The 21449-nt window shown below is 33.7% G+C and carries 20 protein-coding genes, 2 tRNA genes and 1 pseudogene; 10 read left to right on the top strand and 13 right to left on the bottom strand.

The annotated features are described in order from the left end of the window. Nucleotides 1–297 precede the first annotated feature (297 nt). Together ruvB and lpdA are read left to right on the top strand one after the other, a co-directional pair. Entirely contained in the window at nucleotides 298–1296 is a 999-nt protein-coding gene (gene ruvB / locus AACK98_RS04985) for a Holliday junction branch migration DNA helicase RuvB (protein WP_339040449.1), read from the top strand. A gap of 429 nt (nucleotides 1297–1725) precedes the next feature. Further along, nucleotides 1726–3120 carry a dihydrolipoyl dehydrogenase gene (gene lpdA / locus AACK98_RS04980; RefSeq protein ID WP_339040447.1) on the top strand — a complete coding sequence of 465 codons (1395 nt, stop codon included), beginning with the start codon at nucleotides 1726–1728 and terminating at the stop codon, nucleotides 3118–3120. A gap of 295 nt (nucleotides 3121–3415) precedes the next feature. On the opposite strand, the gene AACK98_RS04975 is transcribed toward lpdA, so the two are convergent. The 8 genes and pseudogenes from AACK98_RS04975 to AACK98_RS08240 all read right to left on the bottom strand — a co-directional run. Next, nucleotides 3416–3685 carry a DUF167 domain-containing protein gene (locus tag AACK98_RS04975; protein WP_339040445.1) on the bottom strand — a complete coding sequence of 90 codons (270 nt, stop codon included), beginning with the start codon at nucleotides 3683–3685 and terminating at the stop codon, nucleotides 3416–3418. Nucleotides 3686–3758: 73 nt separating this feature from the next. Next, nucleotides 3759–6524, bottom strand: coding sequence for a hypothetical protein (locus AACK98_RS04970; RefSeq protein ID WP_339040443.1), 2766 nt, complete (start codon nucleotides 6522–6524; stop codon nucleotides 3759–3761). Between the two features lie 411 nt (nucleotides 6525–6935). Continuing rightward, the gene (fliN, locus tag AACK98_RS04965; protein ID WP_339040441.1) at nucleotides 6936–7235 is read right to left on the bottom strand and encodes a flagellar motor switch protein FliN; all 300 of its coding nucleotides are present in this window, start codon (nucleotides 7233–7235) and stop codon (nucleotides 6936–6938) included. 35 nt (nucleotides 7236–7270) lie between these two features. Continuing rightward, nucleotides 7271–7963 (bottom strand): hypothetical protein, encoded by a 693-nt coding sequence (locus AACK98_RS04960; protein WP_339040439.1) that lies wholly within the window; start codon nucleotides 7961–7963, stop codon nucleotides 7271–7273. Nucleotides 7964–8007: 44 nt separating this feature from the next. Further along, on the bottom strand, nucleotides 8008–9009 hold the full coding sequence (gene fliG, locus AACK98_RS04955) for a flagellar motor switch protein FliG (RefSeq protein ID WP_339040437.1): 1002 nt from the start codon (nucleotides 9007–9009) through the stop codon (nucleotides 8008–8010). Between the two features lie 9 nt (nucleotides 9010–9018). Continuing rightward, the gene (fliF, locus tag AACK98_RS04950) at nucleotides 9019–10752 is read right to left on the bottom strand and encodes a flagellar basal-body MS-ring/collar protein FliF (protein WP_339042604.1); all 1734 of its coding nucleotides are present in this window, start codon (nucleotides 10750–10752) and stop codon (nucleotides 9019–9021) included. Between the two features lie 530 nt (nucleotides 10753–11282). Then, nucleotides 11283–11549, bottom strand: coding sequence for an IS200/IS605 family transposase (tnpA, locus tag AACK98_RS04945; protein WP_410519972.1), 267 nt, complete (start codon nucleotides 11547–11549; stop codon nucleotides 11283–11285). A 7-nt stretch (nucleotides 11550–11556) separates the two neighbouring features. Continuing rightward, nucleotides 11557–11676, bottom strand: a pseudogene (locus AACK98_RS08240) (transposase); the annotation flags it as partial. Nucleotides 11677–11986: 310 nt separating this feature from the next. Between AACK98_RS08240 and AACK98_RS04940 the strand changes: the two are divergent. The 3 genes from AACK98_RS04940 to folK all read left to right on the top strand — a co-directional run bounded on the left by AACK98_RS04940 (nucleotide 11987) and on the right by folK (nucleotide 13393). Next, nucleotides 11987–12403, top strand: a complete 417-nt coding sequence (locus AACK98_RS04940) for a hypothetical protein (RefSeq protein ID WP_339040435.1) — start codon at nucleotides 11987–11989, stop codon at nucleotides 12401–12403. After that, the gene (locus AACK98_RS04935; RefSeq protein WP_339040433.1) at nucleotides 12366–12644 is read left to right on the top strand and encodes an IS1 family transposase; all 279 of its coding nucleotides are present in this window, start codon (nucleotides 12366–12368) and stop codon (nucleotides 12642–12644) included. The genes AACK98_RS04940 and AACK98_RS04935 overlap by 38 nt, the downstream gene beginning before the upstream one ends. Nucleotides 12645–12877: 233 nt before the next feature. After that, entirely contained in the window at nucleotides 12878–13393 is a 516-nt protein-coding gene (folK, locus tag AACK98_RS04930) for a 2-amino-4-hydroxy-6-hydroxymethyldihydropteridine diphosphokinase (RefSeq protein WP_339040431.1), read from the top strand. Nucleotides 13394–13577: 184 nt separating this feature from the next. On the opposite strand, the gene AACK98_RS04925 is transcribed toward folK, so the two are convergent. Further along, entirely contained in the window at nucleotides 13578–13952 is a 375-nt protein-coding gene (locus AACK98_RS04925) for an IS1 family transposase (protein WP_339040222.1), read from the bottom strand. After that, complete coding sequence (locus tag AACK98_RS04920) at nucleotides 13874–14287, bottom strand: hypothetical protein (protein WP_339040429.1); 414 nt, start codon at nucleotides 14285–14287, stop codon at nucleotides 13874–13876. The genes AACK98_RS04925 and AACK98_RS04920 overlap by 79 nt, the downstream gene beginning before the upstream one ends. Nucleotides 14288–14437: 150 nt before the next feature. Here AACK98_RS04920 and AACK98_RS04915 point away from each other — a divergent pair. Next, nucleotides 14438–14514 (top strand) — tRNA-Arg (locus tag AACK98_RS04915). Between the two features lie 656 nt (nucleotides 14515–15170). Next, nucleotides 15171–16088: an NAD-dependent epimerase/dehydratase family protein gene (locus AACK98_RS04910; RefSeq protein ID WP_339040427.1), complete on the top strand. Its 918-nt coding sequence runs from the start codon at nucleotides 15171–15173 to the stop codon at nucleotides 16086–16088. 239 nt (nucleotides 16089–16327) lie between these two features. Here AACK98_RS04910 and AACK98_RS04905 read toward each other — a convergent pair whose 3' ends face one another. The 3 genes from AACK98_RS04905 to AACK98_RS04895 all read right to left on the bottom strand — a co-directional run bounded on the left by AACK98_RS04905 (nucleotide 16328) and on the right by AACK98_RS04895 (nucleotide 18618). Continuing rightward, a complete protein-coding gene (locus AACK98_RS04905) occupies nucleotides 16328–17593 on the bottom strand; it encodes an AmpG family muropeptide MFS transporter (protein WP_339040425.1) in 1266 nt (421 codons plus the stop codon). Nucleotides 17594–18239: 646 nt separating this feature from the next. Continuing rightward, the gene (locus tag AACK98_RS04900; RefSeq protein ID WP_339040423.1) at nucleotides 18240–18497 is read right to left on the bottom strand and encodes a carbon storage regulator; all 258 of its coding nucleotides are present in this window, start codon (nucleotides 18495–18497) and stop codon (nucleotides 18240–18242) included. Nucleotides 18498–18543: 46 nt separating this feature from the next. Then, nucleotides 18544–18618 (bottom strand) — tRNA-Thr (locus tag AACK98_RS04895). Between the two features lie 227 nt (nucleotides 18619–18845). Here AACK98_RS04895 and AACK98_RS04890 point away from each other — a divergent pair. The 3 genes from AACK98_RS04890 to gap are packed head-to-tail and all read left to right on the top strand — an operon-like array spanning nucleotide 18846 to nucleotide 21414. Beyond that, nucleotides 18846–19661 carry a hypothetical protein gene (locus tag AACK98_RS04890; protein ID WP_339040421.1) on the top strand — a complete coding sequence of 272 codons (816 nt, stop codon included), beginning with the start codon at nucleotides 18846–18848 and terminating at the stop codon, nucleotides 19659–19661. Further along, nucleotides 19651–20376, top strand: a complete 726-nt coding sequence (locus AACK98_RS04885; RefSeq protein ID WP_339040419.1) for a hypothetical protein — start codon at nucleotides 19651–19653, stop codon at nucleotides 20374–20376. Before AACK98_RS04890 ends, AACK98_RS04885 begins: the two co-directional genes overlap by 11 nt. Before the next feature lie 12 nt (nucleotides 20377–20388). Beyond that, a complete protein-coding gene (gene gap / locus AACK98_RS04880; protein ID WP_339040417.1) occupies nucleotides 20389–21414 on the top strand; it encodes a type I glyceraldehyde-3-phosphate dehydrogenase in 1026 nt (341 codons plus the stop codon). The last annotated feature ends 35 nt before the right edge of the window (nucleotides 21415–21449 follow it).

The raw sequence follows: 21449 nt of genomic DNA, 5'->3' as shown, positions 1-21449 counted from the left end.
TATTCTTTCGATAGACTTCTTCTTAAGATGCCTGTTTCAGCTGCCAATTGCTTTGTCGCTTCCTCGTGCTTTTGTATGCTTCTTACAACTTGCTTTGCTAGAACAAGTTTTTCAGAAGAAGTCTAATATTTTCTGAGAATATTCGCTTGAGCATTGCATGTTTAACTTATAGAGTAATGTAGCTTTTGCTTTACGAATCTCGCTATAATGTTTATTTTCTGCTGTTGTCATATCTAAAATATTCAGTTAAACATTACTGCAATAAACATAAATTCTTTTCCATTCAAGATAAATGAAATGTCTGAACATATAAGGGACTTAGAGCAACAAGCAAATGATTCTGAAAATGAGAATGTAATTAGACCAAGTCTGCTGAGGGATTTTATAGGTCAAGAAAAGTTAAAGCAAAATTTGCATATCTTTATTTCAGCTGCAAAATCGAGAGGAGAAGCCTTGGATCATGTATTATTTTATGGTCCTCCAGGCCTTGGCAAAACAACTTTGTCGCAAATTATTGCTCAGGAATTAAATGTTGGTATTAAGGTTACATCTGGGCCTATGTTAAGTAAAACTGGAGAGTTAGCTGCAATTCTTACTAATCTTGAACATAATGATGTATTATTTATAGACGAAATACATAGGCTTAATCCATCAGTTGAGGAGCTTTTATATCCTGCTATGGAGGATTATTGTATAGATTTAGTCATAGGCTCTGGCCCGGCCGCGAGATCTGTGAAGATAAATTTGCCAAAGTTTACATTGGTTGGTGCAACTACAAGACTAGGTCTTTTAACGAATCCACTGCGTGATAGATTTGGTATTCCTGTCAAACTAGATTTCTATGATGCAGGTGAGTTATTAAAGATTATTTTAAGAGGAGCGAAAATATTTGAAGTGCAGATTGAAAAGGAGGCTGCAGAAGAAATAGCTAGATGCTCTAGGGGAACACCTAGGATAGCAATTAGGCTTCTTAAACGGATTAGGGACTTTGCACAATATCAAAACAAAGCAGTAGTCAATGCAGACATAGTAAAAAATGCTCTGAATATGCTTGGTATTGATGTTCTTGGTCTTGATGCTTTAGATTATAAATATATCAGATATATAGCAGATTATTATGGTGGTGGACCTGTTGGAATAGAAACAATTGTTGCTGGGCTATCTGAAGATCGTGATACTATAGAGGATGCAATTGAGCCATATCTAATGCAGATAGGATTTATTAATCGTACTACAAGAGGAAGGGTTATAACTGCAAAATGTATGGAATATTTTGGTATAAATAATGTAGGATGATTTTTGATAGAATGTGTATTATTTTGCTATAATTAATATTATATTCGCTTCAAAAAGTTAATTTTAATGTCAAAATTTTATTTGTTTTGCAATAGATTGAAGCAGAAAAAATTATCGTTTTTTGATTAGATTTCTTTTAGATATAAGCTGTTTTTGCTTTAATACTAAGAGGTTTTTTGCACAAAAATTGCAATTATTTTTGCATAAAGTGAGTGAAATCAATTGTTATTATAAGTAAAGCTTATCAAAAAGTTTAATGTTTTTATATTAACACTTTTCTTTTTATGTGTAAGATAATCTGCTATAACATTCATTTCCCTAATTCTCTGGCTTTCTGAGTTAGTAGATTGCTTGTTTATACAAGCATGGGATTTGAATTTTTATTAGATTTAGTTGATTTTTGAATTTTGTTGTAGCTGGAGGTTGTATATGGCTGATGTTTTTGATCTTATAGTGATAGGTGCAGGTCCCGGTGGTTATGTTGCTGCAATTAGAGCTGCACAGCTTGGTCTAAAAACTGCAGTTATAGAGAGAGAAAATTTAGGTGGTATATGTTTAAATTGGGGCTGTATTCCAACTAAAGCAATGCTTAGAGCAGCTGAAGTTTATCATACAATTCAGCATTCCGAGGAATTTGGAATTAAGTGTGGAAATGTTAGTATAGATTTTCAAAAATTGATTGATCGTTCTAGAAAAATAGCAGGACAGCTAGCAGATGGTATTAATCACTTACTTCATAAAAATAAAATAAAGCATATTTCAGGAAGTGCTCGTTTTTTATCTAATAAGCTGCTTGAAGTAAAAGATGCATCTGGGAAGGCGACTGAAGTATCAGCAAAGAATATAGTAGTTGCAACTGGCGCAAGACCTAAGGTACTTCCGAATTTGGAGATAGATGGGAAGTTGGTTTGGGGATATAAAGAAGCTATGACGCCAAAAAAATTGCCTAAATCAATTTTAGTTGTTGGAAGTGGCGCTATAGGTGTTGAATTTGCAAGCTTTTATAACATGCTTGGAACAGATGTTCACATCATAGAAGTGGCAGAGAGAATACTCATGGCAGAAGATCAAGAGATTGCAACACTGGCTCATGCAGCATTCCAGAAACGAGGTATTAAAATATCGACAAACTCGAAGATTACAAATGTTGTTAGACATAAAGATCATATTTCTATTGAATGGAAGTCAGATGACAAAGTTTTTAAGAAGGATTTTGAACATGTGATATCTGCAGTTGGTGTTCAAGCAAATGTGGAAAATTTAGGGTTGGAGAAAACAAAAGTTCAGCTAGAGAGAGGTTACATTAAAACAGGTAAGTATATGGAAACTGATGAGTCAAACGTTTACGCAATCGGGGATGTTACAGCTCCTCCTTTGCTTGCACATAAGGCTAGTCATGAAGGGATAATATGTGCTGAGCATATTGCAGGCCTTGCGCCAGAACACATGGATCGAAATAAAATTCCTGGCTGTACTTACTGTTATCCACAGATTGCAAGTTTAGGATATACAGAGCAGCAAGCAAGAGATCTCAAACTGGATGTAAAGATTGGAAAGTTTCCAATGATTGCAAACGGTAAGGCATTGGCAGTTGGAGAACCAAGTGGCATTGTTAAAGTGATTTTTGATGCAAAAACAGGAGAATTACTTGGCTGTCATATGATTGGACATGAAGTTACTGAGATGATACATAGTATTGGTCTTGTTAAAGTATTAGAAGGAACAGAAGAGGATATAATTCATAATATATTTCCACATCCTACAATCTCTGAAGCGATGCATGAGGCTGTTTTAAGCGCATATGGAAGGGCTATACATATTTAGTAAATAACTATAGTAAATTAAGTTGAAGTTTGCGCATATATATAGATGTGTGTTACACCCAAAGGAAAAGTGCCATCCTCATATAGCGAAGATTTTCGGAAAAAAGTAATAACATATGTATGTTTTGGTTCAATTCTTTAATACGCAAACCTCAGCTCAATTTACTATAGCTTATGCTGTATGAGGAAAATATTGCTAGTGAGATTTATAGAATCTAAAAAGTACGTGCGGACTAATTGATGAGAGGAATACTATATATATTGTGGCATTAGAAGAATTAAAGCAGAGTTATTAATCAACATGAGTAAATCTTTAATAATTTATTACGTGATAACTCACCTTTTATAATTTCTATATATGACTTTGGTATATCAAAATATTCAGAAAGCAATTTTACCATTGCAACATTAGCCTTGCCATCAGTAGCTTGTGCAGTAACCTTTACTTTTATATGTAATATTTCATCATCAGCAGCACTAAGAATCTCAATCTTATTTTGCTTAGCATTAGGTATCACTTTTACACTCACAAATTTTTCAGACATAAATATTGATCCATTTTTCAAAACTATGCTTTTTAGCAAACGCTATGAAGGCAGTGCCTAGTTTAGCCATACTTCATTGAAGAATAGTATGTAGCTACACATCATCACCGGAGATTTTGACAAAGTCTGTAGCAACTTCTTTTGTATGTCCAATATTCTTCGCCATTTCTATAGCACCTTTGCTATCGTATTTGAGCATATCTCTAAGCAAAGAAAGCATTTTAGCATGTTTATTATCTTTCGGGAATCTAAGCTTAAAATCTTCATACAAATCTTCAAAAAGCTTGATTTCATTAACTAAAATATAAGCTATAGATTGCTTTAATAGTCTAATAACATCATAAGATGTCAAACGAGTATCCTTATACCTGATAGAATATATATAAGGTTCAGAAAAATCATTAAATTCTTTCCACTTTTCTTCCGACCATAATATCTTCATCTTTATTTCATCTGCTTGTTGTGATAAATCTCCTTTTAATATATTGATAGCAGCCTCACTATTTCCAGATGCATATAATGCTTCTGCACTCATATATCTGCGCTCTTTTGCAATTAAGTCTGGTAAATTTTGATAAGGAGCACCAAAAGCAAGTATCTTGAGAGCGTTAATAGGCTTTTGATTATATATGTATATATGCATCAGCTTATTGATAGCACGTTCCTTTTTTATACCAACTAGCCTATTACGTACCTGGTGTTCCAGAAGATCTGAAGCTTTGTTTAAAAGATCAAGTTCAATTAAGTAATCTGCAATATTAAGTATAACTTCATCTCCTAAATATCCTATAGGTAAAAGATGTTTAAATTCATAAAATAACTCCAGCTTCTTTAATGGTGCATCATACCGCTGTCCCTTGATCAAGAAATAATTTATGAACAATTGACTCATATCACTTGTTAATCTTAATGCTTCTATAGTGTTTGGATAGTCATCCAAAACCATTTGACCTATTCTAAGTGCCTGCAATAGCTGATCCTGACTATTATAAGAAGCATATAGATCTTTCAAGATACTCATCTCGAGGCCGTTGACTCCTGGTCCACGCCATATTACTCTCAAATGCTCAAGTTGATCAGTAAATTCGTCACTTGCGATTTTGTTATTATTATGTAGGACTTTTGCTTTTAGCCAGCTGCATTTTATATAATGTATAGGATCATTTCTACTAGCTATGCATTTATCAAACATTTCAATTGACTTATTAATCTTATGCTGAGTTGCATACAGTACTCCAGTATCAGAGTATAGCCTGTTTTGTTCTGATTCAGGTAATTTGAATGTTTTTAATACAGTAATTATCCTTTGAGCCATATCTACAGAACCATTGCTTACCTTATCACCCAAAATATCAAATCCGATTTTTGAGAGAAGAAAGGTAGGATAATTCTGCATAAAATTTGACTTATAGTCTTCAAATAATGCTATAGTGTTAGAACGTCCAAAGTATTTATAAGAATCTGCCATCTTATATGCTATCATTACCTTCCAGAACATAACCTCTTGGCGGTGCACTATTGGCACACTCTCTATATCTATAGAATCAATTAAGTCATAAGATTTTTCATAGCGACGATTCATATATTGAGCAACAGCATTAATTAAGGTAGCTCTATAGCTGATTTTTATAAGACCGCTTTCGCTTTGTGCCATCTTGACATATGCAACTGCTTCAGGATACATCTGATTTCCCAAGTAGAATAAGGCTAAATTTAGTTTTGCGATTGGTCTATAAGATGCTTTTCCTGTTATTACATCATGTCTTAAATATTTTTGTGCATCCATAAAATGCATCTTAGGCAAATCTTCAAAATTTAATAATGAATGCCTACTTGTGCGTGCATCATCTATTGACTTAAGACTATAATCCCATAGCGTGGATGAAATATTTAAACCACTTGCACTTGTTATAATTATACTAGAATCAAATGAAGATATTTTAATATCATCTGAGATTCTTTCAATAACGGCACCTTGAATTGTGTTAATCAAATTAAGATCAACAAATTTATAGTCCACCTCAACTCTTCTATTCTCAGTATCAACAGGTATAACAGACATCATATTACCTGTTACTGGGTCTCTATAATCAATGATGGAAGTTATTTCTCCATCCATCATTAACTCTATATTAGGAGTAGGAAGTGCCATTGGTCTAACAAACAAAGGTATTCCATAATATCTCTGATGTTGTTTTGAAACCTCAAGTATCCAACTATTGCCACTCTGAGAAAGGGTGACACCAAGGTTTGTATCTCCTAAGGTAAGCCCTATATCAGCCGTGATATAAGTTGCATTGCGATCAATATTATATTGCTCAAGGTTATATAACTTAAGTTTATTTGGCAGTATTGATGATCTGCCTGCTAAACTGCGGCTGTGATCTTGGAAATCCAATTCTGCGTACTGATCAAATATTATCCAAAGTTTGTTGTTTCTGATAAATGCGGCTGCTTTTACAGGAGAGTTCCAAAAGAACGTAACAACTGCACCAGAACTATTGCTTTCAAAGCGAGTAACAATCCTTTCAGACTGAGGAAGTAATTGTTTTACTTCTTTCTCTACCTCAATTCCAGCTTTATCAAACAAATTCACCCTTCCTTTATCGATGCTACCTGTATGAAGCTGTAAAGCTTTACCGCTATCATTTTTTTCTATAGCACCGATTTTTTTGGCACCTTTTTGTTTTGCTGCTTTCTCTTCTAAATTACTGGATATAACACTTGGCTTTTTTACACTCCTGCTGCTAACTTTTTGAGGAGGTTTCTTTTTTGCACGCTGTACTTTAGATGCAGCTCTACTATTATTCACCTTTTGTAGTTTGTCTGCTTGATTAACAACCTTTTCTTCATCTTTCATATTCTTCAGCAATAGCAACGGCTTATCAGGTTCAGCTGAAATCGCTACAGGCAGTAAAAAAGTACCGCAGACGAATAACAGCAGAACAAAAACTAATACGCTGCTTTTATTTAAAAAATACCTCATCATACAATACACATAAAATTAATGAATCAAGCAATAAACAGCATCATCATTCCGCTCAAGTAACGGTTTACAGGATAAAACCTACATAGAACTATGCTGTTATCTGAATTACATATCTGGTAACTAACATTAGTATCATTAAAACCTCTTATTTTATTATATCTAAACTTGAATAAAATTGTTAGTAATACGGTAGCTCAAAATTTGCTCTGCTTATCTAAGAGACGATAAGAAAAGCACAAATTAAGATCTTTAATGACTCTAAGACTCAACAATAAATATATACTAATCGGATTTAAATATCTCAGTCAGAGTAACACCGATCTTATTATCAACTAGCACTATCTCGCCGCGTGCAACTAGTTTATCATTTATACAAATGTCTATTGCATCTCCAACTTTTTTGTCCAATTCAACAACAGCACCTTTATTAAGTTTAAGAATCTGGTTCACTTTTAATTCAGCATGACCTAGTATAGCAGATATCTTCAGTGGAATATCATAGACTGCTTGGAGATTTATCTCTCCGCCAACGTCTGCTTTTTGTTGTGCTTGATTGGATATATTACTTTGTTGGTCTAACATTTATACCTCTAATTTAATACCAATTAAAAAAATTACTAAGCATCGCCCGTTTTTGAAAGATAACTATCAAGCACAGAATCCAAGTCTTCAAGCAAGATATCAATATTCCTAGAAATAGCGCCTCTGTCAAAATCAATCACACAATCACCTTGTGCTATATCATCTTGTGCTAATAAAACAATTTTTGTATTAGGACTACACATGCTTGTTATCTCATTCATACAGTCAAAAATTGCTTCGTAATCCTTAGTGCTTACTTTAATGCTTATTGATGGTTCAGTACAAACCTTGTGCATATTCTTTCTTAAAAAATCCAAAATCGAATCAGTAGAAAAACGCTCAGCTACTGAACCAACCACCTTACGCAAAAATACATTTAATAAAGCACCAAAATCCTTAATCATTTCATCATATTGACTTGTAACTACAGCGCCTATCTCATCAATTCTACTCATGATTGCAGATAATAACAGAAAATTTTTTTCCTGTACTTTATGTTGTTCCTCTTCATACTCCATCTTAGCGATTTTCATGCCTTCTGACATGGCATCAGATTTTAGTGCCTCAATTTCTTCTTTTGAATATTTTACAAATTCACATGAGTTGATTACCGAGACAGCAGGAGCTTGGTTTTTAACACTTGTGACAACCTCTTGAACACTTACCTCACTGTATTCTTGTTCATTACATTTTATATGTTCAGCATTTACAGAAGGACATTTATTCATTTCTAAAACGAAATCTGTCAAAGGAAATTTAGTAATGGCCATATCTATAACTCCTCTTCTTCATCACCTTCAGCGTATATCATTTTAATGACGCCTTTATTTATAAGGTCCTTTGCAATTTTCACTATGTTGCTTCTTGCATCATCTATATCTTTTTTGCGAACGCTTCTTAAGCCCTCAACTTCCTCCACAAGGAGCTTATAAGCTCTTTGTGACATATTTTGCATAAATATCTCATATATTTCATCTGGAGCATCTTTAAGAGCAGTAGTAAGTGTAGCTTTATCAACAACCTTTATTAACTCTTGAATTCCCTCGGGATCTATACGCAGTATATCTTTAAATTTAAACATAAGTCTTTTGATCTTGCCTGCTGCATCTTCATCATATTGAACAAGCATCTCCATAAACTTCTCTTCACTTTGCTTACCAAAGTAGTTAAATATCTCAGCTACTACATGGTTATTGTCATATTTTTGCATACTACCTGAATCAGTAACAAATTCGGTACGTAGCGTTTTTTCAATACTTTCTATTACGTCTTTTTTTACAGTGTCCATCGACATCATTCTTTTCAACATCTCAAATCCTGTCTCTTTATTGAAAAGTGACAAAATCTTAGCAGCATGAGATGGAGCCATTTTAGTTAGTATTAGAGCAATTGTTTGCGGGTACTCATTCTTTAAAAAAGAAACAAGTAACATAGGGTTCATTTTTCCGATCTTATCCCATATATTACGGCCCATTGGTCCACGTATATCTTCAAGCAGAACGTTAACTTTGTCATGTCCAAGTACTCCACGCAAAAATCTTTCAGTGCTATGAATATTTCCTATTACACTCATGGAAGTATTCATATCACGTGCAAACTCAATGATGACACTCTTGATAATTTCAGGATCAACTCTACCAAGCGTTGCCATAGCTTGAGAGACATCTTTGATCTCAGATTCATCAAGCGCGCGAAACACACGCGAAGCTACTTCAGGCTCTAAGGACAGTAATAGAATAGCCGCCTTATTTACACCAGTCATTTTTATAGACATACAGATTAATTAATCCTCACCTTTATATAACCAATTTCTGACAATTGACACTGTGCCATCAATATGCTGATTTACTGCATCATTTAAATGTCTCAACAAGTTCTGGTTTTTATCACTATAAGCGCTTGAGAGCAAAGCTTCTATACTTGTGTCAGTTTCTAAACTTGCGCTCTTAGCAATACCTTGTTCATTAGTATCCATGCCTTCTGAACCATTACTGTTAATATTATCTGCTGAGCCAGAGCCAATGCCACTTGAACCAAGTTCTGAGATTGCAGCAGCTGCAGCTTGAGGACTCATTTCAAGACCAGTAATCATAGATTCAAGATCTCTTGCTCCTTCTATCCCAAGTCCATTTCTATCATCTATAATCTTTGCTATAAATGGCTTCACGACCAAAACAATCAACAGTATGCTTACTATAGCTATTATTGCAGTCTGTATGAGGCCTCTCATATCACGCTTTAACCAGTCCATAAGTGTTTCTGGTACCACATCTTCTTCAATACCTGTACTGAACTGCATATTCACAATACTTAGTTTATCACCACGTTTTTCATCAATACCGACTGCAGAAATTACAAGATCTTTTATTTGTTGCAATTCTTCATCAGTTCTAGGGTTATATTTTGAGATAGGGTTACCAGATGATCTATCTACCGTATAAGTACCATCAACCAAAACAGCTATAGAAAGGCTTTTTATTTTGCCGCTCTCGCTTATTCTATTACTAACCTTTTTTGATATTTCATAATTTGTAATCTCATCAGATTTAGATCTGCTTTTAACATTAGCAGTGGGTTGTTTTTGTGCTCCAGGATAAGGAAGATTTGTTGCAACACTTACATTATCTGATTGTTTTGTATCTGATTCTTTTTCTTCACTTACTTTATGTGATCTAATAACTTGACCGTCAGGATCATAAGTTTCTGTATTTATAACTTCTCTATCAAAATCAATATCAGCTGTTACACTAGCTTTTACTTTACCTACTCCAACAGACCTTTCGAGTATTTCTTCTATAGATCGGGTCAATTTTGATTCAACACTACCTTTAAAATCTAGCATTCCTGTTGCAAAAACACCAAATTCTTCGCCATCATCAGAATTCAACTTGAGAGGTTTGCCATTGCTATCTATTATTGTGATGTTCTCAGCTTTTAGTTCAGGTACAGCAGCAGATACTAAATGTGTAATTGCAGCTACTTCATTCTTTCCAATCTGCTTATTTTTTGCAACTTTCAAAACGACAGAAGCAGACGGAATAACGGAATCTTTGGAAAATAGCTCTTTTTTCGGAAGTACAAGATGTACTCTTGCAGATTCTATAGAAGCAATACCACTGATTGTTCTGGATAACTCTCCTTCAAGCGCGCGAACCAAGTTGATGTTATATACGAACTGTGAAGTACCAAATGCATCAGACTTATCGAATATTTCATATCCAACTATGTTTCCAGAAGATGGATAACCTTCTTCAGCGAATCCAATTCTAAGTGAGTGAACTCTATCCATAGGAACTGTTATCTCTGCATTATCAGCAGATACAGTATATTGAATACCCATAGCCTGCAGTTTTGATGCTATAATACTGCTATCCTCTAATGATAAATTACTATAAAGAGGTGACATAGGCACCTTGTATGCGCTAAATACAAGCCAAACTATGAGTGATAAAATAACTAAAGCAACGCTTAACAAAGCGCCAACTTTTACAGCGCCAAGTTTTTTGAAAAAATCCATTAATGCATTCATACAATCACAATATGTTTATACTTACTTATAGAGTTAATCAATATGCACCAACATGATACACTCTGAAAAAAAGATAAAGAGTGTAAAGTAGGATTACTAACACAAACAATGGACATAAAGATGCTAGTATCCTTAATGTGATGCCACCGTACTCTCAATTTATTAGCAACATATACTTATAAAAATACTATACAAATAGTTGTCTTATACAAGTAAAAGTTATTGGTATGGTTATAGAATTTAATAGCGAGATTAGCATAATATATATTGTAACGTGAGAACTATAGTAGAACAAAATATGCAGTGATCTGAGAGTTTAATAGAATATATAGAGTGGAGGCTTGATATATAAAAGCCATAAAACAAAATTTTTATGTAATAATATAGATTTAAGACGATTTTTCTTTGATATAATGAAGGATTTGCTTAAATCAAAGCGTCTCAGAGTATATCAATTACTACCGGCTAAAGCGCGGTAGTTTGTGTAACGCTTGCAAAGCAGATTAAAAGCGTAAACGCTAAAACTCTGATATTCTAAAATCATCTTTTTTGTGATGTTCCTCATGCTGTTCTATATATTTTTGCACTTCTTCTGAATTCACATTGCCAACTGTCACAACAAAATACCCTCTGGCCCAAAGATGTTGTCCACAATACCGCTTACGGAGCAGTGCAAATTCCTGTAGCAACTTACGACTACTTATACCTTTAATATATTGCACAGCTTTAGATATTGATATACTAGGGGGAACCAATGCTAATATATGTACGTGATCAGGACTCATACTGCCACTAATTAATATTTATGTAATTAGCAGCACATATTTCTCGGATTACTTCCCTAGTTCTAATCGCAACTTGCCTAGTTAAAACTCTATACCTATACTTAGTACAAAATACTATATGATACTTTAGGTCATATAGGCTGTGGGATCATCTCCTATATTCCATTCGTCCTCCCTTAGCACATTTCCTAGATAACTAATACTAAAGTGTTCGCCTAAAGGCGAGGGTGTTAACCATATCACATATAACTACATAAAGTATATTATATTATGATATATTAATATATGAATAAAGATTATATGATCTAATTTTGAGAGTTTTCACAATTAGATAGAAGTATGATATGATCACTTTTTTAAAAACTAAAGAGTGGTTTTATGGTTTGTTGTAAGGGATGTTGCTCTGATATCTTTGTAAAGAATGGCATTGTGAGGGGGTGTACAGCGTTATAAGTGCAGATCATGTTCTAAATTTTGTTGAGGGCGATCTGGGCAAGAAGCCTCAAACAGCTGTTAAGAAAGCATTATGCGTTATGCTATATAGTCTTGGTAATGGCTCTTTTTCTATGTTAGGCAAGATATTATGGCATTCGCCGTCCATAATTTATCGCTGGGTAGTAGAGGTGATGGGCAAGACTCAGGAGCCAGTTGTCTCTTCGGATATTATGGAGATGGAATTCGACGAGATGTGGCATTTTATTGGTTCAAAAAAAACAAGCTTTGGATCATTAAGGCAGTTGATCGTAGTACAAGGAGAACAGTTGCCTGGGTTACAGGCAATCGTGATACTGCAACATTCCAAAAGCTCTACAAAAAGTGAGTCATCTGAAAGAATGTCATTTTTATACGGATGATTGGGATGCTTTTTCTAAAATTTTACCCAAAGAGCGTCATACAATTGGAAAGTCTGGCACAGTATGTATCGAGAGAGATAATAGCAACACGCGACATCATTTATGCCGAATGACACGGCGCACTAAAATCGTTTCTAAAAAAGAGTCAATGGTATACGAATCCATCAAGCTTTGGTGCGCTCTTACTATTACACAAATATTCAAACAATATCAAGAACAGCTCTTATCTATCTTTATGTGAAAACTCTCCTAATTATTATATGTTAAATACATTAAATATGACTTTATTAAAGTAATAAAACATTGTGATGTGAGATTGGCCAGTTTATGACAATCATAAAAATCTATAGTGCTAAGTAACGGTAAAATAATATGCAATATATAATCGGTATTGGTTCCAATATAGGTGACAGGAAATTACACATAAAAAGAGCAATTGAACTGCTTATAGAAAAGTTATGCAAAGTAAATTGTGTGAGTCAAACGAAAAGTCAAAACTTTGATATAGAACGCTTAGAAGTTGTCAAATTAACAGAGCAGTATATAAAAAGCTCAAGAATAGTACCACTAGCAACAATCATATATGATGGGAAGATTATAATATCACGGATATATGAGACACAAGCTTTACTACCAGAATTAAGCCCAGCAGACTGGGATGTAGAATTTCTTAATGTTGCTATTACATTTGATTCTATACTATCTCCAAAGGATATGTTACTAATTTTTAAAACTGTTGAAAGAGAAATGGGAAGAAAATCCTCTGCAAAATGGGCTCCACGAGTAATTGACTTAGATATAATATTTGCAGGACAAGAAGTAATAAATGAATCACATGAGATTTCTAATTTCTTAATTATTCCACATAAAGAATTTATGAATAGAACTTTTTTTATTGTACCTGTGGCAGATATAGCGCCAGACTATGTACATCCACTATTTGGCATAACAATTTCTAATATTTTAATAAAACAATTGCAAAGCTCATAATTTATGGTAAAAATACCAAATGGTTGAGTTTTTTACTTCTGGCTTCTAAGCATGTCATATTTTTTATGTATTCGTTGTAATTTTTATTTTTATATGGAAATTAGATGTTTATACGCAATAAAATGCTTATAAAGGCTTTGATTGCTTTTTTATATTGTCTATAAGAATGTAATATTAGGCATTGCTAACTAAAGATAGATATCAGCAAGTCTTTATTAAAAAGCATTAGGATAGAGTTATAGATCATATCTATGGCCTTACTGTAACGTTTGGTTTTACGATGAAACCTGGCTAAATAGTGCCGTATTAATGAGTTGAATGATTCCACTAAAGACGTTTCTGCCTTAGTAGAATAGTGTTTTTTAGCAATCCTAAATTTTTCATAAACGTCGTAATGGTCACTGCATGATATCTCTATCTCGTAGCTACTTTGTAATCGCATGGCAATCGGAAGATAGGATGCAAAATCCCTGACAATGCTCACTTCAAAATCAACAACTTTATTTCTGTCCCTATCAACAGCAAGCCAAATGTAGACTTTGTTAGTTTTTTTTGGCAATAACTAAAAAGCTCATCCAGCTCAATAATTGAGATTTGCTTGGCATCCTCAGGTATCGTAACATCATTCAGCCTTTGTTTTAGAAGCTTTGAGAATTTTCTAATCCACTTTATTATAAGTGAACTCGAGACCTTTTCTAATCTCTCGATTGATCTAATTCCAACTCCCTCCAGATACATACTAACAACCTTCATCTTTTTATTAAGGCTGTACTTTACTCTCATATCTCCAGACTTATAGCTCTTTTTACACTCTGGGCACTTATACCTCTGACGACCTTTAATATAGCCATTCTTTGTGCTTTCTATGCTGCCACAATGCTTACAACTTAACATATATAATGCTTCCAATATAACTTACTATCAAGGCAGTATACATATACGCGAATTTAAAAGCAAAATCTATTCTTGGTTAGCAATGCCTAATATAAAAGTATGATGTTATTGACTTTTTGTAATAATATTAATAAAAATGCCTTATAGCCTGCACCTGTAGCTCAATTGGATAGAGCATTACCCTCCGAAGGTAAAGGTTGTGGGTTCAAATCCCGCTAGGTGCACCAAAAAGCTACTGCCGCTTTCTATAGGATAACAGGCCTTGTGCACGTGATAAATCGCTTTTCTGCTAAGGTAGTGTACGCGGGGCGCCAAAAGTCTCGAAACAAAATGAAATGGTGCCACGAGTGTCAAAATAGTGCTTTAAATTTAACTTCTCGCCAAAAATTTATTTGCATAGCAAATCAATTTTTGGCGGATAGACTAACTATGTATTTAGCTGCACTCTATTCCTCTTTGTATCGCCAAAAAAAAAATCTGCTATACGCTTGGATGATTCATCAGCAACTCGAGTTACAATAATGTCTCGAAAAGTTTAAGTTAAATTAATAAAAACACAATTCATAATTGTGAGAGTGAGTTCACAAAGCTTTAAAACTAATTATAGATTCACGTACTTCTATTACAAAGCCTTGCTAAATGAAGAGTTAGAATTACAAGAATAAGGTAGTTTCGTTATTTAAAAACCATTAGATCTAACTTTACACATTGATTATTGAGAGTAAAATGGCGCAAAAAATCAATTTATAATTGAGCTTTTTACAATGCAGTGTAATAATCCTAAATGTTATGCAATGTGGTTTGAATTTGGTTAATACAAGAGTTTTTTCCTAGTCTGTGTCTCGCGTTGCATTGTTTCTAGTAATGATTTTAATTAATTCTGATGAATGAGCGCGATACGGTCACTATCTTTGGTGCAAGTGGATTTTTAGGAAGGCACCTAATCAGCGTGATCGCAAAATCTGGTGCAAAGATTAATTTGGTAACACGCAGTGCGTTGTTGAATAACGAAAAACTTTTATATGGCTCAGCTGGTCAAATTGTCCAAATAAAATTTTCTGATAATAGGGAAGTTTTAAAAAATATAGTTTCCGGATCTAGCTATGTTGTGAATTTAATCGGTACTCTCACTTGTAATGAAAAAGAGTTAGAATATGCAAATGTTTCTGTGCCTAGAAAAATAGCAGAAGTAGCAAAGCATGCAAAAGTAAAAAGATTTTTGCATGTTTCTACTTTAGTAGGAGATAATTTAAAGCTTAAGTCTTGTTATATAAAGAGTAAATTAAAAGGTGAAAGCGCTATATTAAATGAGCTGCATGATGCTATCATATTGCGTCCATCTCTGATGTTTGATAATGGAAGTGGTTTTTTAGGTATGATTATAAAACTGGCAAAATTTTTGCCAATCATACCAGTCGTTGGAGGTGATAAACTAAAATTGCAGCCAATCTATGTACACGATGTTGCGCTTTGTATATATAATGCTCTTACTTTACAGTGTAGTAAAAGTGTTTGCGGTAGACCTATAGCAATAGCTGGTACACACATATATTCTATAAAGGAAATTGTGGATATAGTATTAAAGCATAATGGCGTTAATAGAGTAACTGTAAACATACCAGCATGGCTTGTAAGTATAAAAGCCTTTATATTGTGGAAGCTTGGCTTATTAAAAATTACTACAGAACACGTTAAAATATTCACTGCAAATAATATACTCGCAAAAGGAGAGAATGGTTTATATGAGCTTTGCACATCACCAACTCCAATAGACCTCTTGCATAACCTCATTCTGAGGTAGAAATTCTTATAGAGTAGATTTTTGCAAAACGTCACCAAACAATGATCCACGTGAGTGTTTTTATGTTTTAGTGACAATCAAATCACAGTTTGGAACAGGTTATGCAAGAGGTCTAATACATGAAATATTGTAGTTAGTACGCGCGCCAAAAGTCTCGGAACAAAAGCATGAAATGGTGCTTGGAGCGCAAAAATAGCGCTTTAAATCCGTAAGAAAATGTTATAATAGACGCAAAAACCTTACGGATTTTGTGAAAGCAAAATATTTTGCTTATTAGAGCTGTTGTTTTTTCCTAAGCAATATAAGCAAATGAGAGATGGGATACACAGTAATGAAGAATAAGCAAAAAGTGCATGCCATCCAAGTTTTAGAGCAGCATATCCTGAGGAAGCTGTGAGTGATGTACGGCAAATGGAAGCAAAAGAGGAAAGCAGTGCATACTGAGTTGCTGTAAACTGCTTATTTGCCAGAAGACTGATATATGCTACAAGTGCTGCGCTACTTATCCCACCTGCAAGATTGTCTATTCCTATACAAACTGTAAGCACTGATATATTATGTCCTACAACAGCTTGCCATACAAATACCAAATTGGAAATTGCCTGTAGCACTGCACCCAAAAAAAGCATTTTATATATACTAATTTTGGATATTAAATATCCACCAAATGCCGTGCCTAGAAGCGTTGCAACAGTCCCATAAATCTTTGTTATATTTGCAATTTCTATCTTAGAAAATCCTATTTGTAACAAAAATGGACCAGTCATTGGCCCAATATAAGCATCACTCATCTTATATGATAGCACTAGAGCCAACATTAATATCCAGTTCTTGCGACTCATAAAATCCGCAAATGGCGCTATAAAAGCATCTTTTACCCATGATAAAATGTTATCATGAGTAAAAGTACGATTGATTTTTGGCTCTTTCGCAAGTAAAAGCAACCATATTCCTTGTAATTGGAAAACAGCCATAGTGCAATATGCTATATTCCAACTCCACTGTTGTGCAATGTACAGAGAACCTACTGATGTGATCAACATACCAAATCTATAGCCAAACTGTGCAAATGCAGCGCCAGCGCCTTGCTCTTCTTCATCTAGCATTTCAATACGAAATGCATCAATTATAATATCTTGTGTTGCAGATAAAAATGCTAAAGAAACGCCAAGCACTGCTATGTAAGAGATACTGCTGCTTGTGCTTACAAATGACATCAAAAAAATTATTGCGGAGAGGGTTAACTGAGATAGTAAGAGCCAAGATTTTCTATGCCCTATCAGTTTACCTAAAATAGGAATCCTTACACTGTCTATAATAGGAGCCCATAAATATTTAAGAGTATATGGAAGTACAACTATGCTCATTATTCCTATACTTACCAAATCTATTCCGACATCTGTAAGAAACAACAAGAATGTTGAAGCTGTAAGTGAAAATGGAAAGCCAGATGATATACCAAGAAGAAACACTGTAAGAATTTTAGGACGAAAATATACAAACATTACTACCTTTAAATTAATTCAATAGACCTCTTGCATAACCTGTTCCAAACTGTGATTTGATTGTCACTAAAACATAAAAACACTCACGTGGATCATTGTTTGGTGACGTTTTGCAAAAATCTACTCTATAAGAATTTCTACCTCAGAATGAGGTTATGCAAGAGGTCTAATATGATGCTACTAAACAAACCTTGTGTAGGCCTTTTTGACTTGATTCTCCATATTATTTATTTCATTTTTTTGTAAATATGAAAGTATCATGTGCAGAAATTACATTTAATATGCTTGCTATATTTCAAAAATTGGCGCATCTGAAAGACCGCCCATTGCTTTGCGTCCTTTCTAGTACTTTTTTAAATATAGCTTCGTATCAAAATCTGAAATACCAACTCTTCATTTATCAGATGTATACTCTCAAAAATCATGCCATCAAAATCCTCGCGCATACACTTATGAAGACAGCGCAACAGCTATACATTGGTAATAATTAAAAGTATAGATAAAATAAAGATATTAATACAATCTTAAATTGCTGAATGCTAGGCTATATAGCATCATCTTTATGATAGCAAATGTATATTCATGAAATTTTCCTATTGTTTGCTAAACAATAAAGATATAGCGAGATCCAGGTGAAATTAATATATTATTCGTTATTTTCTTCTGTTACATCATCAAAAGCAAGATTTTCTGATATGTCTCTAGATACAGACTCTAGGTCAGGACAAAGTGCGGAGATATTTTCTCTTGCTATCATGTCATGCATTTCTTTACGTAGTACTGTTACGTTTTTAGGAAAGGTAATACCAAATTTAATAGAACTCTTCTTAATCTCTACAACTTTGATTTCTATATCATTGTTTATAATAATAGACTCTTCGAGTTTCCTTACTAAGTATAACATCGCAAAGGTTTTTAGATTTTAGGTAAACAAAATGAGCGAACAAAGATGGTGCCGAATATCTGATTTGAACAGATGACCTACCGCTTACAAGGCGGTTGCTCTACCACTGAGCTAATTCGGCCAAAGCAAACAAAGCAAGGTTAGTCAAATATGCAAATAACACAACCTCTAAAACATGGCGAAAGCCACAGATGTACATCCAAAAACATGCAAAACAAGCTTAAAGCTTGAAAACAAGGATCGCATACAATAGACTCGGAACTTGTACAGCGCGACAGCATAACATGTTAGTCTTGCTTTTACTAGAGAAAATAATGCTTTGTTAAATAAAAATATAGTCTTTACATAATGAATCAAGTGCCAAAACTTCCAGAGATTAATAATGAAACCACAGCTATAGAAAGTAAACCGCATAGCGCGTTTTTTTGGCGTATTATACATTGTATTATAGCACTTGCTATTACATCTGCAGTTGCAATATATTGTTTCATGGTTTCTGAAAGACTTGGTAAATCCTTACAGGTGCTAGAAAATCAGCTTGACGAGATGAATTTATTTCATAATAAGTTGGCAGGTAATCTAGACCAGATGATATCTATAGTTGGAAATTTAAACTCTTCGACTTCTATAGAAAAGGAATTGGTATCAAGATCAAACCAAATGCTGACAGTAAAAGCTGCATTTAATGTTATTGAGAAGATAAAGAATGGTGAAGATTTTCACAATGAGCTTGATGTGATGAATCATTATGAGAATATAAATGTGATTAGTGAAATGTTAAGTGATTTATATAAACTTGCTAAACATGATACTCCATCAAACCATAACATAGTAACCACATTATCATCTTTCATGATAAATTTAAGCGGTAATACAAGGAGTCTTGCTGAAAACACAGACATTCCTGAAAAGTTTGCAGAAGTAAAGTTATTTAAAGATATGATAAAAATACAAGAGGTAGAAGAAGTAGAATTCAAACGTAATTTGGAATATGCTATAAGAGAAATACAAGGCAATGATATAAAACAAGCCATAGAATTCTTAAAGCCAATATCACACAAATACGTAGAGCTTGAACCAATAATGCAGTCATTACAAATGAAAGCGAACTCAGTTGTGCTAATTGAACAAATAATTAAACAGATAGTAAACGATGCGAATTAGTTTTGCTATATACCTGATAATATTCTTAGGGTTTTTTGCAGTTGGTTTCTTTTTAACTAAAGATATTCAAGATATTATTGTTGAAGCTTTTGGATTTAGAATTCATATACAGCCAATCGCTGGAATTGTCATATTATTGCTTAGCTATTTACTACTATACGTCGTTATAAAATTCTTCTTTATAGTGTTTAATATACCTAATTACTTGTCTAAAAATAGAGAAGCTAAGGCTATACAAAAGATGAATGAAAATTTGATGTTGCTTGTTTTTGCTATGCAAAGTGGTATGAAGCAAAATGTTCAGAAGATATTAAGGAACTTAAAAAGTATTCAGTGCACTCCTTATTTTGAGCGTTATGTTAGATATATGCTTGAAAATATTTTTGGTGAAAAATCAAAACCAGAAGAAAAAAAAGAAGCTCTACTTGAAATGCTACAATATTCTGAAAGTACTAAATTTGCTCTCTATGAACTTTGCGTTTTAATGATGAGTGAAAAGCAGTATGAAAATGCACTTATTTATGCTTCAAAAATGTATGAATTATTTCCGGATGAAAATGCAGCGGAGCTTTTGGTTAGAAATCATATTATGCTCTGCCGTTGGAATGAGTTGGATGAATTATTAAACTCATCCGGTATGGGTAAATTTCTAAATAAGGTGAACTTTAATTCGTATCGTGATATGGTGCGTGCAAAACTAGAAGTTATAAAATAAAGTTTTACTTATATGAAGAAATTAAGAATAGCTATTAACGGCTTTGGAAGAATAGGTAGATGTGTATTTCGTGCACATCTGGAAAGAGTTTCTCTAGGGATGGATGATGGTTTAGAATTTGTTGTTATCAATCTAGGACATGGAGATGCTGCAACTTATTCGCACCTTTTGCAATATGACTCCACACATGGTTTTTTACCCGATATTACGGCAGAAGATGATTCAATAAAGACCAAATTAGGTTGTGTAAAAACAGTAAGTATTACTGATCCTTTAGATTTAAGTTGGTTGGAAGATCGGATTGATGTTGTGCTAGAGTGTACAGGTCGAATGAATAAACACACAAGTAGCTTAATTCATATTGAGAAAGGTGCAAAAAAGGTTATCGTTTCTGCGCCATGTGAAGGTTCTGCAACTTTAATACATGGTGTTAATAATGCAATGCTAGATCTTACAAAAGAGGATGTAATATCGGTTGGTTCTTGTACAACAAACTGTCTTGCTCCAGTTGCAAAAATTTTGAATGATAATATAGGAATTGAAAGTGGTTTTATGACCACAATACATGCTTACACCAATGATCAAAATATTTTAGATTCGAGACATAAAGATCTGAGAAGAGCAAGAGCTGCATCTCTCTCTATGATTCCGACTTCAACTGGAGCAGCTAAAAGCATAGGAACTATTTTACCAGAACTTTTGGGAAAATTGGATGGAGTAGCTGTGCGCGTACCAACGCCTAATGTTTCAATGATAGATTTAAAATTTTCAGCGGCGAAAGAGACAAGTTCTGAAGAGATTAATCAATTAATGATTGATGCTTCAAAAGGTAAAGAACTATGTGGAATTCTCACCGTAAATAATAAAGAGCTAGTATCAATAGATTTTAATCATAATGCAAGTAGTGCAGTTTTCGATTTAACACAAACAAAAGTAATCAGAGGTAATTTTTGTAGAGTTGTAGCATGGTATGATAACGAATGGGGATTTTCAAATCGAATGCTTGATATTTGCAATTCAATTGCAAAAACCTTTTAAAATCAAATTATTAAAGTTAAATAGTGAGAATGTGT

The organism is Candidatus Lariskella endosymbiont of Hedychridium roseum, from assembly GCF_964020185.1.
GTDB lineage: Bacteria > Pseudomonadota > Alphaproteobacteria > Rickettsiales > Midichloriaceae > Lariskella.
The sequence above is the reverse complement of the archived record's forward strand: the minus strand, read 5'-3'. Positions and strand labels throughout refer to the sequence as shown.

Coding starts and splice junctions, on each gene's coding strand:
- AACK98_RS04920 (WP_339040429.1), bottom strand. CDS start 14,287: ATGTTAAGTTGTAAGCATTGTGGCAGCATAGAAAGCACAAAGAATGGC.
- fliG (WP_339040437.1), bottom strand. CDS start 9,009: ATGTCTATAAAAATGACTGGTGTAAATAAGGCGGCTATTCTATTACTG.
- tnpA (WP_410519972.1), bottom strand. CDS start 11,549: ATGAGTCCTGATCACGTACATATATTAGCATTGGTTCCCCCTAGTATA.
- AACK98_RS04960 (WP_339040439.1), bottom strand. CDS start 7,963: ATGAATAAATGTCCTTCTGTAAATGCTGAACATATAAAATGTAATGAA.
- ruvB (WP_339040449.1), top strand. CDS start 298: ATGTCTGAACATATAAGGGACTTAGAGCAACAAGCAAATGATTCTGAA.
- lpdA (WP_339040447.1), top strand. CDS start 1,726: ATGGCTGATGTTTTTGATCTTATAGTGATAGGTGCAGGTCCCGGTGGT.
- fliN (WP_339040441.1), bottom strand. CDS start 7,235: ATGTTAGACCAACAAAGTAATATATCCAATCAAGCACAACAAAAAGCA.
- AACK98_RS04885 (WP_339040419.1), top strand. CDS start 19,651: ATGCGAATTAGTTTTGCTATATACCTGATAATATTCTTAGGGTTTTTT.
- AACK98_RS04900 (WP_339040423.1), bottom strand. CDS start 18,497: ATGTTATACTTAGTAAGGAAACTCGAAGAGTCTATTATTATAAACAAT.
- fliF (WP_339042604.1), bottom strand. CDS start 10,752: ATGGATTTTTTCAAAAAACTTGGCGCTGTAAAAGTTGGCGCTTTGTTA.
- AACK98_RS04970 (WP_339040443.1), bottom strand. CDS start 6,524: ATGAAAGATGAAGAAAAGGTTGTTAATCAAGCAGACAAACTACAAAAG.
- AACK98_RS04905 (WP_339040425.1), bottom strand. CDS start 17,593: ATGTTTGTATATTTTCGTCCTAAAATTCTTACAGTGTTTCTTCTTGGT.
- AACK98_RS04910 (WP_339040427.1), top strand. CDS start 15,171: ATGAATGAGCGCGATACGGTCACTATCTTTGGTGCAAGTGGATTTTTA.
- gap (WP_339040417.1), top strand. CDS start 20,389: ATGAAGAAATTAAGAATAGCTATTAACGGCTTTGGAAGAATAGGTAGA.
- AACK98_RS04890 (WP_339040421.1), top strand. CDS start 18,846: ATGAATCAAGTGCCAAAACTTCCAGAGATTAATAATGAAACCACAGCT.